Below are 15301 nucleotides of genomic sequence, written 5' to 3'. Positions count from 1 at the left end.
TATGTTGAAAATAAACAACTTAAGCGGCGGATATGGGGATCGGAATATTGTCCAGAACGTCTCTTTTTCCGTAGCGAAAGGAACCATGCTCGGCATTTTAGGTCCGAACGGCAGCGGCAAATCGACCTTAATGAAGTTGATCAGCGGGGTATTGCCGGCAACTGCCGGGACAGTCGAAATCGGCGGCAAAGAAATTGGCGCATTCCAAGCAAAAGAATTAGCGAGAGAGATGGCTGTTTTGCCGCAGCTTCACGCCCATGCTTTTGCCCATACGGTCCGTGAAACGATTTCGCTTGGCCGCTACCCGCATCAAAGCGGCTGGTTTTCTTCCTGGTCAGCGGAAGATGAAAGCGAAGTGCAAGAAGCGATGCGCCTGATGAATATCGGCCAGTATGAAAAGACGCAAATTGACCAGCTGTCAGGCGGAGAACAACAGCGTGTTTTTGTGGCGCAAGCTCTAGCCCAAAATGCCCGCGTTCTATTATTAGACGAACCAACCAATCATTTGGACATTAACCACCAAAAGGAATTATTAGACACGATTAAAAAACAGGCAATCGAAAAAAATCTGACAATCGTTTCGATTTTCCATGACATCAATATTGCCTCCATGTATTGCGACCAGCTCTTGCTATTGGATCAAGGGCAGATTGTCCGCATGGGCGAACCGCACGAAGTTGTGCGGGAACAAGATATCGAAGCGGTTTACCATACACGCGTCAGCAATCATCCCCATCCAGAGCTTCCAAAGCCGCAGATTACTTTACTGCCTGGGGTGGAACGCAAAACAGCCGCTGTTAAAATAGCAGCAGCCGATTTTCTGGTTTCTCCTGAAATGGTCGTCTACCAAAGTGAAATGCCTTTGAAAACCGTTTCTTCCGCGGTGATTAATGCGGGAGCGGGCTGGTTCCGTACCTTTATCAACCGCCACGTGGATATGGATTATAATATCGACGACAGTGTCCAGGAAATGACCGGTTTCATTGAGAGCAAAGGCTATAAGCCGACAGAAACAGTCGGGATGATGACGGCTGTCCGAACAGAACATGCGGTTGTGAAAGAATATCAGGGAGATTTCGGATCGGTTGTCATTGCCGTGACTGCAGGTGTCGGAAATGCCGTCGATGTCTCAAGGGCGGTTGACCGGGAAATTGGCGTCGGCACCATCAATACGTGGATTATGGTCAATGGCCATTTATCGGATGAAGCGTTTATCCAGGCGATGATAACAGCGACAGAAGCCAAGACGAAAGCGCTTCATCAAGAAGAGGTAAAAGATCCATTGACGGGCACGATCGCTACCGGAACATCTACAGACAGCTGCCTCGTCTCTGCTACTCAGCAAGGCGAATACTTGCCTTATGCCGGGCCGATTACGGAACTGGGCAAATTGATCGGTACGGGTGTATTTGAATGTACGTTGGAAGCGCTTGAATCCTACCGGCAGGCGAAACGGCAATGACGGCGCATGTCTTAGCCATTGCCCTTGGTATTTTAATCGACCGAATCATCGGAGATCCCGAGAATTGGCCGCATCCGGTTCGCTGGATCGGATCGCTCATTATGAAGCTGACTCGAAAGTTGAACCGTGCGCCACATGCGTTTCGCAATGGTTTCTTGCTAGTCGCTTTAATGGCTGGCGGTGCTTTTGCGATTGCTTATCTGATCGTCAGCTTAGCTTATGAAGTGCACGGAATAGTGGGCTTCTTTGTTGAAGCTGTATTGATCGCGGTAGGACTCGCACAAAAAAGCTTGAAGGAGGCAGCAGAAGAAGTGCATCAGCCGCTTTTGCGGAAGGACTTTTCAAAAGCACGCGAAAAGCTATCCTGGATTGTCGGTCGGGATACCAGGCACTTGAACGAAAGCGAAATCACAAGAGGCGTAGTCGAAACCGTTTCCGAAAATACAAGCGATGGCGTCACGGCTCCTTTGTTTTGGGCGTTCTTGCTGGGTGCACCCGGGCTGTGGATGTATAAAGCGGTCAATACGTGCGACTCGATGGTCGGTTATCAAAACGAGCAGTTTAGCCGATTCGGCTATGCTTCTGCCAAATTGGACGATGTGCTGAATTTTATCCCGAGCCGGATTACGGGAGCGATTATTCTATTGTCTACGCGAAATAAAAGAGGGCTCACCTTACGTCAGCGTTTTGCTGAATGGCTGATCGATGCTCCGAAACATCCAAGTCCGAATAGTGGCTGGCTAGAAGCTGCGACTGCCATCCAGCTTGGCATCGAACTAGGCGGCATCAATACTTACAAAGGGGTCCAATCCGTTCGTGCGCGAATGGGGACGCCAATTTTTAAACTGGAAGCACATCATATTAAAGAAACAGTGGCGCATATGCATCTAGCTGTCTTTTGGTTTTACATTTTATTTGCAGGAGGAGCGATGATTTTTGAAATTGCCTGACCATGGAGCAAATCCACACCGGCTTTACCAGCAATTGAATATCGAATGTCCGGAGCGGATTTTGGATTTCAGTGAAAATGTCCATCCATTTGGTCCGCCAGAATTCATCCGGAACTCTTGGCATTCCATGCATGGATTGATTGAACGTTATCCGGATCCGGAAGGTGAACCTTTTCGGAGCGCCGCTGCCAGTTTCCATGGGGTTTCAACTGAACAAGTGATTACAGGAAACGGTGCTGCTGAAATTTTTACATGGTTAGCACGCCGGTATCAGAAAAAGAAAGTGGTGCTTATTGAACCGGCTTTTTCCGAATACCGAAAAACACTGGAAGCGGAAGAAGCCCAAATCATAAGCGTCCAATTGACGGAGGAAAATGACTGGCAGCTTGATATCGAATTATTGGCATCTTCTCTTGCTGGCTGTGCCGCTGTCTATATCTGCAACCCGCATAACCCGACAGGCCTTCTGATTAAACAGCCGCAGATGGAATCTATTGCTGAAGCATGCAAGAAGGCGGGATGTGAATTGGTGATCGATGAAGCCTTCATCGATTTTGCGGGAGAAGCTTTTTCATTTATTCCGCGCCAATCGTCTTACCCTAAAACCATCGTCGTCCGGTCGATGACAAAAATGTACGCGATTGCCGGACTCCGGCTCGGTTATGCAATTGGCACCCCGGAAATCATGCAGGCGCTAAAACAAGGAGCGGCGCATTGGAATGTCAACGCCATTTCCGCTCAAATCGGAGCCGAATGTTTTAAGGAACAGATTTACAGGGAGCGAGTAATTGCTTCGGCGAATGAAGAACGGGAGCGCATGGCAGCCTTTTTAAAAGGCGTTCAATGCAAGGTGAGTGCATCCGCAGTAAATTTCTTATCTTTCAAACTGCCGGAAGAAAAAGATTCCTGCCGGTTTTTCATCGATTTTCTTGAGCAAGGCTTTGTTCTTCGGCATACCAAATCGTTCCGGGGAATGGATGGCGAATGGTTTCGCATCGGCATGAAGACACCTGCGCAAATGGATCAATTGCAGGAGGCGATCGGCAGATGGCTAATGGACAATTGATCTTTGTGAGCGGAGGTGTCCGCAGCGGGAAAAGTGCGTGGGCTGAACGGAGAATTCAAGGGTCAGCTGGGACTCGCAAAGTTTATTTGGCGAGCGGGCAAGCGCATGACCCGGAAATGGTGCAGCGAATTCATCGCCACCAGGAGGACCGGAAAGAACAAGATTGGATCACCATCGAACAGCCTTTGCATTTGGAAAAGGCGCTTCCATTTATAGAAGACGGCGACGCGGTCTTATGGGATTGCGCCACCACCTGGCTCGCCAATGAATTATACGAAGGCTGGGAAAAAGGGGCTTCGTGTGCCGGACAGCCAGGATGTATGGAGCAAAAATGGGCCAATTTGAAGAACACGATCCACAGTTTGCAGTGCCGGACAAAACTGCTGGTTATTGTCTCGAATGAAGTGTTGGATGATTTCGTCCGGGACGATACGTATCAGCGCTGGCTCGGGAGAATCCATATTTGGATCGCTGCACAAGCAGACGAAGCTTATGAAATGGAAAATGGCATGGCCCAAAAAAGGAAGTGATGAAAAGATGCGCCATGTAGTGAATGGAATTGCACTGGCTTTTCAGTTTTTCTCTGCCATTCCGGTTAAAAAGGAATTGCCGATGGAGAGAAAAGACATCACCGCAATGTATGCGGCTCTGCCTTTTCTGGGATTGTTTTTTGGCAGTGCAGCAGCAATTACGGCGCTCGTATTCAGGGATTTCACAGAACTCAGCTCATTAATTGCCGCATTCTTCATCACGGTTCTCTTCGTTATTTTAACAGGCGGCTTGCATTTGGACGGTTTGGCGGATGTCGGAGATGCCTATTTCTCTTATCGGGACCGGAAAAAGCGGCTTGAAATCATGGCCGACCCCCGTATCGGTGCATTCGGGACGATGGTGCTGCTATTTGCAGTAATCGGGAAAATCCTTATTATTTCGGAAATTATTTACCAGGTTTCACTCATTGCAGTTTTATTCCTCCCATTCCTGTCCCGAACGGGTCTTCTGCTGCTGTTCAATACGCTTGGCAGTGCAAAAGAAGAGGGCCTTGCATTCTTTTTTCAGAATAAAGCGAATAAAAAAAGTTTGCTTGCAGCATCGGCCCTATATTTAGCAATCGCATTAAGCGGGATGGTCATCTTGCTTGGCTGGAAAATAGCTATTGCTTTATCTCTCGCCTTTGCCATTTCTTTAGGGCTTTACCGGAATTGGTGCAAGCGCCATTTCGGAGGGGCGACGGGAGACTTGTTTGGAGCTTATATAGAAGGGACGGAATGGCTATTATGGGCAATTCTTTTATTCTTCATCTGATCCGGCATGCACCGACCGCAGGAAACCAGGCGAAACAATATATCGGCTGGACTGATGAAGCGGTGTTGCCGTTTAAAGCAGAACCCAATTCTTCGCAGACATCCGTTTGGGGAAGTGATCTGAAAAGATGCAAGCAAACGGCAGCCCTTCTTTTTCCAAATGCGAGTTATCACCCGTCGCCGCTTTGGCGCGAATGCCATTTCGGCGATTGGGAGCAGAAAACCTATGCAGAACTCGAAAACGACGAATTGTATCGGAACTGGATTGACGATCCGCTAAACTTGGCACCTCCTAATGGAGAAAACTTGCAGCAGCTAGCGAAACGGATTGAAAAGGCGTTAAAATTTTTGCCGGAAGGCGATGAATTCACCATTTTGACGCACGGAGGACCCATTCGATATATATTGGCGAGAGCAATGGGACAGCCGTTCCAACAGCAAACTGCGCAGCACGGGCGCCAAATTACGTTGGAATGGAAAAACCGGAAAGCCATGGAGGAGGGGGAATTATGCACATCGTTTTCGGCGGTGCCTTTAATGGCAAACGTGAATACGTAAAAAAACGTTTTGCTGGCCAGGAAGTGGAATGGTTGGAAAGCGAACTTCCAAAAGGTTCGGTTGTATTTTCAACAATAGTGGTCGCTGGAATTGAGCACCGCATCAAAATCCAATTGGGCAATGGGATTTCCGAATTCCAAATTCGTGAAGAAATCCAACAGATGCTGTCTACGTACAAAAATTATAAGCTGATTTGGGTATTAACCGAAATGAACCGGGGAATCGTACCGATCGATCCGCTCGAACGCGAACTGCGCGATGTGCTCGGCAGGATCTATCAATTTTTATTCTCCGAAGCGACTGAAATTACACGAATCTGGTACGGCATACCACAAAACTTAAAAGGCGGGGATGAAAGATGAAAATCTACACAAAAACAGGCGACAAAGGGCAGACGGGTTTAATCGGGGCGCGGGCGGATAAAGATGCACCACGCGTTGAAGCTTATGGAACGATTGATGAAGTCAATTCGTTTATCGGCAAAGCAATGACAGAGTTGGATGCAGAAAAGTACGCCGACTTGTTGGCTGATCTGGAAGCCATCCAAAACGAATTGTTTGATTGCGGCGGGGATCTTGCAGATGTCCGGAAAGAGCCGAATTACAAAATGACCGAACAGCCGGTGGAAGTGTTGGAATCACGCATTGATGATTTGATGGAAGAGCCGCCGCTTCTCGAGCGTTTCATTTTGCCGGGCGGATCGCCGGCTGCAGCCACTTTGCACATCGCACGGACAATCACACGCCGGGCAGAAAGGCAAACAGTGACTTTGATGAAATCAGGGGAAGAATTTCCATCGGTCGTGCAGCGCTATTTGAACCGCTTGTCCGATTACTTGTTTGCAGCAGCCCGTGTGGTGAATTCGCGTGCAGGAGTGCCGGATAACGAATACGTCAGAAGTGCAAAAGTTTTCAAAAACGGCGGCCGTGCGAAAAAGCAGGATTAATATGAAGACAAAGACGCTTGCCCTCACTGCTATATTTATCAGTTTATCTGCAATCGGCGGCTTATTGAAAATTCCAGTCGGCATCGCTTCTATTGCACTCGATTCCATGCCGGCGTTAATTGCCGCCTTATTTTTGTCAGCCCCGCTTGCTGGGACAGTGGCTGCGGCCGGCCATTTACTATCTGCGATGCTCGGCGGTTTTCCGCTCGGTCCATTTCACTTTCTGATCGCGTTTGAAATGTTTGCGGTTGTTTGGCTGTTTGCGAAGATGAGTGAACATAGGTGGAATAAATTGAGATGGCCGGCGTTTGTTATAGGGAATGGAATCATCGCCGCCATCCCGTTCTATTTTTTATTGTCTCCCGCATTTTTCTATGCTTCTGTTCCAGGACTCTTGCTTGCGGCAGCGATTAACGCCGGCGTTGCCGCAGTCGTTATGCCCTTCATGTTCCGAGTTGGCGAGAAGGTGAGCTGATGCGAAACGGGATCGAACTGGATGGCTGGGTGATTACATCTGATAACTCAGCGGGAATCGGCGGCAAGGAGTTGGATGAAGTCAATGCACCGGACCAGCTAACTGCAAAATTTGCAGCCCGTGTTGCATTGCTTGAACAATGGGCGGCCGGAAGTGAACCGGAAGCTGTACTCGTCCACAATTTCAGCGGGGATGCGCAATGGGCTTCCTATAAGGCTGGCATCGAAGAAATTTTTCGAGAAGCAGATATGGACGTGCCGCAAATCGGTGGAAGTTCCGAGACGAATATGGCGACGCTGCAATCCGGCATTGCGGTGACGATGCTTGGCCGGCAGCAGCGTCACTTCGTTTCGGAAGGACTGCAATGGTATGTCTACGGGAAGCCGCTCGTCGGTGAAGCTGTACTTGCACAAAAAGAAGCGGTTGCGGATTTGAAGAAAATCCGCGCAGCCATCCAAAGCGGACTCGTCAAAAGGATTTGGCCAATTGGCTCCAAAGGCATTGAAGCAGAAGCCCGGCAGTTATTCGGTGCAACTGCAGCCGTTTCTGCAGCTGTTCAATTGGATGTATCCGCTGGTCCGGCCTGCTGCGTACTGCTCGGTTTAGAAACAGAGCGGACAAAGGAAGCCGCTCTGTTTTTCGGTAAATTTTTTGAACCATTGATTGTAGAACGGGAAGAAGGCAGCGTTTAAGACGCTGCTTTTTTCTATGGGCAATAATTCGGCCCCAAGGTTCACGTGCAGCAATTTCGAAATTTAAATATCTGGCACAATCCTGGATCCCTTGATATCAAGCCGATGAGAGCGATTCCAGAAAAAGCTTTTATTCAACTGGAGCCTGTGTATAATAAAAAGATGAAACCCCTTTCAAATAACAGTTGACTGAATGCTCATTCATATTTTAAACTAGACTTAGCATCGACATTTAAAAAGGGTTCACGTACACTTTGCTTAAGGAATTTTTGGAATTTACACATAAAAAAGGGGGATAACATCATGGAGCCATTGCTCATTGCGAACTGGGTCTTCTTCATAGCCATTTTGGGATATGCAGTTTATCTGTTTATTTATTTGCTGAAAACGCGCTACGACTTCATCAAGCTCGGAAAGAAAGTCGAGTTTGAAGAAAATTTCAAAGAGCGTTTGCGCAAAGTCATGGTCAACGTTTTTGGCCAAAAGAAATTGATGAAAGATAAGAAGAGCGGAACGATTCACGTTATGTTCTTTTACGGGTTCTTATTGGTGCAGGCAAGCGCCATCGATTTCATCATTAAAGGGCTTGTGCCTGGAGCACATTTGCCGCTAGGACCGTTATACCCAGCCTTCACATTCTTCCAGGAAATCGTGACATTGACGATTTTGGTTGCAGTGGTTTGGGCGTTCTATAGAAGATACATCGAGAAATTGGTGCGTTTGAAACGCGGATGGAAATCCGGATTAGTGCTGATCTTCATCGGTGGATTGATGGTTTCCGTACTTGTTGGGAACGGTGCCAGCATGATTTGGCTTGGACACGAAACTGCATGGACAGAGCCTGTAGCTTCTGTATTTGCCACTTTGTTCTCAGGACTTCCTGAAACAGCAGCTGCTGCGATTTTCTACGTAATGTGGTGGGCGCATTTATTGTTCCTTCTGACATTCTTAGTTTACGTACCGCAATCAAAGCACGCACATTTAATCTTCGGACCGGTCAATACTTGGTTCCACCGTGTGGACCACGTGGGCCGCTTGAAACCGATCAATTTTGAAGAGATGGAAGACGAAGAAGACGAGGAAGCGATGCCTTCATTTGGCGTCGGCAAAATCACCGACTTCAGCCAATCGCAGATGATCGACTTTTACGCTTGCGTAGAATGTGGGCGCTGTACGAATATGTGTCCAGCAACCGGAACAGGGAAAATGCTGTCTCCGATGGACTTGATTACGAAACTTCGCGACAATTTGACGAATACAGGCGCAGTTATGACACGCCAAAAACCATGGGTTCCGGCACTTGCATTCAACGGAACAAAAGGGAACCAGTTGGCAATGGCTGCCGGTGCTGAAGGGGTTAGCATCGACGAACTTTACAGCCCAAGCTTGATCGGAGACGTTATCACAGAAGAAGAAATCTGGGCATGTACAACTTGCCGTAACTGTGAAGACCAATGTCCGGTTATGAACGAGCACGTGGATAAAATTATCGACCTTCGCCGTTACCTTGTAATGACGGAAGGGAAGATGGACAAAGACGCTCAGCGCGCGATGACAAACATCGAGAAGCAAGGGAATCCTTGGGGCCTTAACCGCAAAGAAAAAGAGAACTGGAGAGATGCACGTCCAGATATCTCAATCCCGACTGTAAAAGAAATGAACAAAGCAGGCGAAGAATTCGAGTTCCTATTCTGGGTAGGTTCGATGGGATCATTCGACAGTCGCTCTCAGAAAATCGCGTTATCGTTTGCCCGTTTGATGAACGAAGCAGGCGTGAAATTCGCGATTCTCGGCAATAAAGAAAAGAACTCCGGCGATACGCCAAGACGTTTAGGAAATGAATTCCTATTCCAGGAACTTGCAACAGCGAACATCAAAGAATTCGAAAAAGCGGAGATCAAGAAAATCGTGACGATCGACCCGCACGCATACAATATCTTCAAAAACGAATATCCGGATTTCGGCTTTAAAGCGGAAGTCTACCACCACACGGAAATGCTGTTTGAACTTGTGCAAGAAGGCAGACTGAAACCGCAATTCCCGGTAAATGAAAAAATCACATTCCATGATTCTTGCTACTTGGGCCGCTATAACGACGTCTACGACGCGCCGCGTGAGATTTTGAAATCGATCGAAGGCGTCGAATTGGTCGAAATGGTCCGGAACCGCCAAGACGGCATGTGCTGTGGAGCCGGCGGCGGATTGATGTGGATGGAAGAAGATGCTGGACACCGCGTCAACGTAGCGCGTACGGAACAAGCGTTGGAAGTAAACCCAACCGTCATCTCATCTGGATGCCCGTACTGCTTGACGATGTTGTCGGATGGAACGAAAGCGAAAGAAGTAGAAGAAACCGTCAGCACTTACGACGTAGCAGAACTTCTGGAAATGGCAGTCATCGGCAGCCAGACACCAGAACTAGAACCGGCAATCGTTCAATAATTATTGCCAAAACAACAAAAATTCTATAAGATAGAATCATAAGCAACAGAAATGAAAGGGAGTCTAACCACTCCCTTTTCTTTTGAACCAAAATCCGAGCGAGCGTTCAGTCAATTTTTCCGCCGCATCACAATGCGGCGGAAAAATTTGCGACGAAGCAGCGAAGCGATGCAGGAGCAAACGGTTTGCCGAAGCTAGCGCAGCGATGCAGGAGCAAACGGTTTGCCGAAGCTAGCGCAGCGATGCAACGCACTTTCATGTTTCGAAGCAGCGAAGTGACGCAGAAACAAACCAATTATCTTCATGTATAACCCAATTTCATTTTCATAAATGAATTTTTTTATACCGCTATGAAACCGTTTACACCTACACGAAGGGGAGGAAAAGAAAATGGCAAAAACAGTGATCATCGAAGGGGCACGGACAGCATTTGGCAAGTTTGGCGGGAATTTAAGTACGCTCACAGCAAGCGAGCTTGGGGCAGCAGCGATCAAAGAAGCGATGGCGCGAGCAGGCATTGAGCCGGAACAAGTACAAGAAGTCATCATGGGCAACGTGCTTCAAGCAGGACAGGGGCAGATCCCTTCCCGCCAGGCAGCTAAAAAAGCGGGGATTCCTTATAACGTCAAATCGGAAACAATCAATAAAGTGTGTGCTTCCGGCATGCGCAGCGTGACACTTGCGGATCAAATCATTCGCTTAGGGGATGAAGAAGTCATCGTGGCAGGCGGCATGGAATCGATGTCCAATGCGCCGTACTATTTGCCGAAAGGCCGATGGGGGCTTCGCATGGGCGATGCTCAAATGATTGACGGGATGGTTCACGACGGATTGTCTTGTTCGTTCCACCCGGACCGCGTGCACATGGGAACATACGGCAACTCGACTGCGGAAGATTTCGGTTTGACGCGTGAAGCGCAAGACGAATGGTCCGTGCGTTCGCATGAACGGGCGATCAAAGCGAAAGACCTTTTTGCCGATGAAATCGCACCGATTGAAATTCCACAGCGTAAAGGCGATTCAATAACAGTTGATTTTGATGAAGCACCACGTGCCAATTCAACGATCGAAGCGCTTGCGAAATTAAAGCCGGCATTCGGAAAAGACGGCACGATTACAGCTGGGAATGCACCAGGAATCAATGACGGTGCCGCAGCATTCGTATTGATGAGCGAAGAACGCGCTCAAAAAGAAGGCAAGAATCCGTTGGCACATATTTTGGCGCATACGGAAGTGGCGATTGAGCCGCACCGTTTCCCGGAAACTCCAGGAATTGTCATCAACGAATTATTGAAGAAAACGGGCAGATCACTAGAGGAAATCGATTTATTCGAAATTAACGAAGCGTTTGCAGCAGTGGCGCTGGCAAGCTCGAAAATTGCTGGGTTGGATGCTGAAAAAGTGAATGTGAACGGCGGGTCGGTTGCGCTTGGACATCCGATCGGAGCAAGCGGAACACGCATCATCCTGACACTCGCGTATGAGTTGAAGCGCCGCGGAGGCGGAATTGGCATCGCAGCTATTTGTTCAGGCGGCGGCCAAGGCGATGCAATCATGATTGAAGTACCGAAACAGGAGGCAAACTGACAATGGCGATTCAAAACGTAATGGTAATCGGTGCCGGCCAAATGGGTTCAGGCATCGCACAGGTTTGTGCACAAGCTGGATTTAACGTGAAACTGAATGATATGAAACAAGAAGCTTATGACCGCGGAATCGGGACGATTACGAAAAACTTATCCCGCAACGTTGAAAAAGGACGCATGACGGAAGATGAGAAAGCAGCGGTTCTCGGCCGCATTACACCATCTCTTGATTTGAAAGATGCCCATGATGCAGATATCGTCATCGAAGCTGCAGTAGAAAATATGGAAATCAAGCACAGCATTTTCAAAACGCTGGATGAAGTGGCGCCGAAGCATGCGATTTTAGCATCGAACACATCGTCGCTTCCAATCACGGAAATTGCAGCAGTGACGAACCGGCCAGAGCAAGTGATCGGCATGCATTTCATGAATCCGGTACCGGTCATGAAACTGGTTGAAATTATCCGCGGGTTGGCAACTTCTGATGAAGTGTACCAAGCGGTTGAAGAAATGACGCTTAAACTTTCGAAAACGCCGGTTGAATGCAACGACTTCCCTGGATTCGTTGCAAACCGCATTTTGATGCCGATGATCAACGAAGCGATTTTCACGCTGCAAGAAGGTGTCGCAACGAAAGAAGCGATTGACGACATCATGAAACTCGGCATGAACCATCCGATGGGGCCATTGCAGCTTGCCGATTTTATCGGGCTCGATACTTGTCTCTACATCATGGAAGTTTTGCACGAAGGATTCGGCGACAGCAAATACCGTCCGAGCCCATTGCTTCGCCAGTACGTGAAAGCCGGCTGGTTAGGCAAGAAAACGGGCCGTGGATTTTATGAATACAGCTAATTTAGGGGGAACAGCAATGGATTTGCGATTTACAGAAGAACAATTGATGATGCGCAATATGGTGCGTGATTTTGCAAAAGAAGAAATAGCACCATTTATCGACCGGATGGAAGAAGGGGAATTTCCCCGCGAAATCATCAAGAAAATGGGCGGACTTGGCTTGATGGGCATCACCGCACCTGAGAAATACGGCGGTTCTGATATGGACTTTACTTCTTATATCAGCGCCATTCATGAATTGTCAAAAGTCAGTGCAGTTGTCGGTGTGATTTTGTCCGTCCATACGTCAGTCGGCACCAATCCGATTTTGAACTTCGGTACAGAAGAGCAGATCCAGCGCTATGTTCCGAAATTGGCTTCAGGCGAATATTTGGGGGCATTTTGCCTAACAGAACCGGCTGCCGGCTCTGATGCAGGCAGCTTAAAGACGAAAGCAGTGTTGGACGGCGATCATTACGTCTTAAACGGCTCAAAAGTATTTATCACAAACGGCGGAGAAGCGGATACATATATCGTTTTCGCGTCGACAAAACCGGAAGCGGGCTCGCGTGGAATTTCTGCATTTATTGTGGAAAAGGATTTTCCGGGCTTGGTCATCGGCAAAGATGAGAAGAAAATGGGGCTTCACGGTTCACGGACAGTGCAGCTGACATTCGATAATATGAAAGTGCCGGTTGAAAACTTGCTGGGCACGGAAAATAAAGGCTTTAGCATCGCCATGGCGAATTTGAACGTCGGACGCATCGGGATTGCGGCACAGGCACTTGGCATCGCAGAAGCGGCTTATGAACATGCGGTGGCTTATGCGAAAGAGCGTGTGCAGTTTGGCAAACCGATTTCACAGCAGCAAGGCGTCGGCTTTAAATTAGCGGATATGGCAACACAAGTGGAAGCGGCAAAATTGCTTGTCTACCAGGCGGCTGATCTTTATGCACAAGGCAAAGACTGCAATAAGCAAGCTTCAATGGCGAAACTATTCGCATCCAAAGCAGCAATGGACGTTTCCATTGAAGCTATCCAAGTTTTTGGCGGCTATGGCTATACGGAAGATTATCCGGTCGAGCGCTTATTCCGCGACGCAAAAGTGACGGAAATCTATGAAGGCACGAGTGAAATTCAACGCATTGTTATCAGCAAGCAACTATTAAAATAATTGGGGGAAATGAAAATGAATTTTCAATTGAGCGAAGAACATGAAATGATCCGCAAAATGGTACGCGATTTCGCAAACAAAGAAGTGGCGCCGACAGCTGAAGAGCGCGACGAAGAAGAACGTTTTGACCGCGAAATTTTCGATAAAATGGCGGAACTGGGATTGACAGGGATTCCTTGGCCGGAAGAGTACGGCGGAATCGGATCTGACTATTTGGCCTACTGCATCGCTGTGGAAGAATTGTCGCGCGTCTGCGCTTCGACTGGCGTAACGCTTTCAGCCCACACCTCACTTGCTGGCTGGCCGGTATACACATTCGGAACAGAAGAACAGAAACAGAAATACCTTCGCCCGATGGCAGAAGGCACGAAAATCGGTGCTTACGGTTTGACGGAGCCCGCTTCGGGATCGGATGCAGGCGGCATGAAAACTTCTGCTAAAGAAGACGGCGACCACTACATCTTGAATGGTTCGAAAATCTTTATTACAAACGGCGGAATCGCGGATATCTACATCGTCTTCGCGGTGACAGATCCAGAATCCAAGCATAAAGGCACGACCGCTTTCATCGTTGAAAAAGACTTTGAAGGATTCTCAGTCGGCAAAAAAGAGAAGAAACTCGGGATCCGTTCAAGCCCGACAACTGAAATCATTTTTGATAACTGCCGCGTACCGAAAGAAAACATGCTGGGCGAACTTGGCCAAGGATTTAAAATTGCGATGCAGACACTTGACGGCGGACGCAACGGAATCGCTGCACAAGCAGTCGGAATTGCACAAGGTGCGATGGACGCTGCAATCGGCTACGCAAAAGAGCGCGAGCAATTCGGCAAACCGATTGCTGCAAACCAAGGCGTGTCATTTAAATTAGCGGATATGGCGACATCGATCGAAGCTTCCCGTCTGTTGACTTACCAAGCTGCTTGGCTTGAGTCGAACAAACTTTCTTACAGCAAAGAATCGGCAATGGCGAAATTGATGGCTGGAGATACGGCGATGAAAGTCACAGTAGAAGCTGTTCAAGTATTCGGCGGCTACGGCTATACGAAAGACTATCCGGTCGAACGTTTCATGCGTGATGCGAAAATCACTCAAATTTACGAAGGCACACAGGAAATCCAGCGTTTGGTCATTTCCCGTATGGTCACTAAATAACCGGAGGGCTGCTTGATGAATAAAAAGCGTGAAATTCAGTCCTCCGTAAAAGACGAAAGCCTGATTGAAAAGCGCCGTGCACAGATGATTCGTGGCGCTGTCACGCTTTTTAAAGAAAAAGGCTTTCACCGGACGACGACAAGAGAAATTGCCAAAGCTTCAGGTTTCAGCATCGGGACTTTATACGAATACATCCGGACAAAAGAGGATGTCCTTTACTTGGTCTGTGATTCGATTTACGACGAAGTGCATGCACGGCTCGATGCGCTCGACATTGATAAAGGCTCACTTGAAGTACTGATTACGGCAATCGAACATTACTACAGCTTGATCGATGACATGCAGGACGAATACGTGGTCATGTACCAGGAATCGAAATCGCTGCCAAAAGACGCGCTTCGCTATGTGTTGGATAAAGAAATGGAAATGGTGTCTCTCTTTGAGCGTTTGCTCGCAGAATGTGCGGACAGTGGAGAAATCACCATGGCACCGAAAGAAATTAAACTGGCAGCCAATCATTTATTTGTCCAAGGCCAAATGTGGGCATTCCGCCGCTGGGCATTGCGTGATTACACAATTCAGGAATTCATCGAACTTCAAACGAAATTTCTGCTGCAGGGGATGGCAGGGGAGAAAATTACGCTACGGGGGGTTTAA

At 48.1% G+C, this 15301-nt stretch carries 16 protein-coding genes; all 16 read left to right on the top strand.

Translation table 11 applies throughout. From position 1 onward, the window contains the following. Position 1: 1 nt before the first annotated feature. The 16 genes from AC2EXB_RS15340 (at position 2) to AC2EXB_RS15265 (ending at position 15301) form a co-directional block, all read left to right on the top strand. Positions 2-1462: an adenosylcobinamide amidohydrolase gene (locus AC2EXB_RS15340; RefSeq protein WP_483602225.1), complete on the top strand. Its 1461-nt coding sequence runs from the start codon at positions 2-4 to the stop codon at positions 1460-1462. Beyond that, entirely contained in the window at positions 1459-2412 is a 954-nt protein-coding gene (gene cbiB / locus AC2EXB_RS15335; protein ID WP_483602224.1) for an adenosylcobinamide-phosphate synthase CbiB, read from the top strand. Before AC2EXB_RS15340 ends, cbiB begins: the two co-directional genes overlap by 4 nt. Next, positions 2399-3478 carry a threonine-phosphate decarboxylase CobD gene (cobD, locus tag AC2EXB_RS15330; protein WP_483602223.1) on the top strand — a complete coding sequence of 360 codons (1080 nt, stop codon included), beginning with the start codon at positions 2399-2401 and terminating at the stop codon, positions 3476-3478. The genes cbiB and cobD overlap by 14 nt, the downstream gene beginning before the upstream one ends. Then, positions 3460-4008, top strand: coding sequence for a bifunctional adenosylcobinamide kinase/adenosylcobinamide-phosphate guanylyltransferase (locus AC2EXB_RS15325; protein ID WP_235197111.1), 549 nt, complete (start codon positions 3460-3462; stop codon positions 4006-4008). The genes cobD and AC2EXB_RS15325 overlap by 19 nt, the downstream gene beginning before the upstream one ends. Continuing rightward, positions 3971-4783, top strand: coding sequence for an adenosylcobinamide-GDP ribazoletransferase (gene cobS, locus AC2EXB_RS15320; RefSeq protein WP_483602222.1), 813 nt, complete (start codon positions 3971-3973; stop codon positions 4781-4783). The genes AC2EXB_RS15325 and cobS overlap by 38 nt, the downstream gene beginning before the upstream one ends. Further along, positions 4747-5340, top strand: coding sequence for a histidine phosphatase family protein (locus AC2EXB_RS15315; RefSeq protein WP_483602221.1), 594 nt, complete (start codon positions 4747-4749; stop codon positions 5338-5340). Before cobS ends, AC2EXB_RS15315 begins: the two co-directional genes overlap by 37 nt. Beyond that, positions 5292-5702 carry a bifunctional adenosylcobinamide kinase/adenosylcobinamide-phosphate guanylyltransferase gene (locus AC2EXB_RS15310; RefSeq protein WP_483602220.1) on the top strand — a complete coding sequence of 137 codons (411 nt, stop codon included), beginning with the start codon at positions 5292-5294 and terminating at the stop codon, positions 5700-5702. The genes AC2EXB_RS15315 and AC2EXB_RS15310 overlap by 49 nt, the downstream gene beginning before the upstream one ends. Continuing rightward, entirely contained in the window at positions 5699-6286 is a 588-nt protein-coding gene (locus AC2EXB_RS15305) for a cob(I)yrinic acid a,c-diamide adenosyltransferase (protein ID WP_483602219.1), read from the top strand. Before AC2EXB_RS15310 ends, AC2EXB_RS15305 begins: the two co-directional genes overlap by 4 nt. A gap of 1 nt (position 6287) precedes the next feature. Continuing rightward, positions 6288-6761: an ECF transporter S component gene (locus AC2EXB_RS15300; protein ID WP_483602218.1), complete on the top strand. Its 474-nt coding sequence runs from the start codon at positions 6288-6290 to the stop codon at positions 6759-6761. Continuing rightward, positions 6761-7453 carry an alpha-ribazole-5-phosphate synthase gene (locus AC2EXB_RS15295; protein ID WP_483602217.1) on the top strand — a complete coding sequence of 231 codons (693 nt, stop codon included), beginning with the start codon at positions 6761-6763 and terminating at the stop codon, positions 7451-7453. Before AC2EXB_RS15300 ends, AC2EXB_RS15295 begins: the two co-directional genes overlap by 1 nt. A 303-nt stretch (positions 7454-7756) precedes the next feature. After that, a complete protein-coding gene (locus tag AC2EXB_RS15290; RefSeq protein ID WP_235197105.1) occupies positions 7757-9895 on the top strand; it encodes a (Fe-S)-binding protein in 2139 nt (712 codons plus the stop codon). 390 nt (positions 9896-10285) lie between these two features. After that, positions 10286-11482: an acetyl-CoA C-acetyltransferase gene (locus AC2EXB_RS15285; protein WP_483602216.1), complete on the top strand. Its 1197-nt coding sequence runs from the start codon at positions 10286-10288 to the stop codon at positions 11480-11482. A 2-nt stretch (positions 11483-11484) separates the two neighbouring features. Beyond that, complete coding sequence (locus AC2EXB_RS15280) at positions 11485-12336, top strand: 3-hydroxybutyryl-CoA dehydrogenase (protein WP_052650662.1); 852 nt, start codon at positions 11485-11487, stop codon at positions 12334-12336. A gap of 16 nt (positions 12337-12352) precedes the next feature. Further along, complete coding sequence (locus AC2EXB_RS15275) at positions 12353-13489, top strand: acyl-CoA dehydrogenase (RefSeq protein WP_483602215.1); 1137 nt, start codon at positions 12353-12355, stop codon at positions 13487-13489. Positions 13490-13504: 15 nt separating this feature from the next. Then, positions 13505-14644, top strand: coding sequence for an acyl-CoA dehydrogenase (locus tag AC2EXB_RS15270; RefSeq protein ID WP_251475680.1), 1140 nt, complete (start codon positions 13505-13507; stop codon positions 14642-14644). Between the two features lie 15 nt (positions 14645-14659). Further along, positions 14660-15301, top strand: coding sequence for a TetR/AcrR family transcriptional regulator (locus tag AC2EXB_RS15265; RefSeq protein WP_251475679.1), 642 nt, complete (start codon positions 14660-14662; stop codon positions 15299-15301).

The sequence above is a fragment of the Planococcus alkaliphilus genome, from assembly GCF_057031095.1.
The sequence above is the reverse complement of the archived record's forward strand: the minus strand, read 5'-3'. Positions and strand labels throughout refer to the sequence as shown.

Coding starts and splice junctions, on each gene's coding strand:
- AC2EXB_RS15315 (WP_483602221.1), top strand. CDS start 4,747: ATGGCTATTATGGGCAATTCTTTTATTCTTCATCTGATCCGGCATGCA.
- AC2EXB_RS15280 (WP_052650662.1), top strand. CDS start 11,485: ATGGCGATTCAAAACGTAATGGTAATCGGTGCCGGCCAAATGGGTTCA.
- cobS (WP_483602222.1), top strand. CDS start 3,971: ATGAAATGGAAAATGGCATGGCCCAAAAAAGGAAGTGATGAAAAGATG.
- AC2EXB_RS15310 (WP_483602220.1), top strand. CDS start 5,292: ATGCACATCGTTTTCGGCGGTGCCTTTAATGGCAAACGTGAATACGTA.
- AC2EXB_RS15295 (WP_483602217.1), top strand. CDS start 6,761: ATGCGAAACGGGATCGAACTGGATGGCTGGGTGATTACATCTGATAAC.
- AC2EXB_RS15275 (WP_483602215.1), top strand. CDS start 12,353: ATGGATTTGCGATTTACAGAAGAACAATTGATGATGCGCAATATGGTG.
- AC2EXB_RS15270 (WP_251475680.1), top strand. CDS start 13,505: ATGAATTTTCAATTGAGCGAAGAACATGAAATGATCCGCAAAATGGTA.
- AC2EXB_RS15325 (WP_235197111.1), top strand. CDS start 3,460: ATGGCTAATGGACAATTGATCTTTGTGAGCGGAGGTGTCCGCAGCGGG.
- AC2EXB_RS15340 (WP_483602225.1), top strand. CDS start 2: ATGTTGAAAATAAACAACTTAAGCGGCGGATATGGGGATCGGAATATT.
- cbiB (WP_483602224.1), top strand. CDS start 1,459: ATGACGGCGCATGTCTTAGCCATTGCCCTTGGTATTTTAATCGACCGA.
- AC2EXB_RS15290 (WP_235197105.1), top strand. CDS start 7,757: ATGGAGCCATTGCTCATTGCGAACTGGGTCTTCTTCATAGCCATTTTG.
- AC2EXB_RS15305 (WP_483602219.1), top strand. CDS start 5,699: ATGAAAATCTACACAAAAACAGGCGACAAAGGGCAGACGGGTTTAATC.
- AC2EXB_RS15285 (WP_483602216.1), top strand. CDS start 10,286: ATGGCAAAAACAGTGATCATCGAAGGGGCACGGACAGCATTTGGCAAG.
- AC2EXB_RS15300 (WP_483602218.1), top strand. CDS start 6,288: ATGAAGACAAAGACGCTTGCCCTCACTGCTATATTTATCAGTTTATCT.
- AC2EXB_RS15265 (WP_251475679.1), top strand. CDS start 14,660: ATGAATAAAAAGCGTGAAATTCAGTCCTCCGTAAAAGACGAAAGCCTG.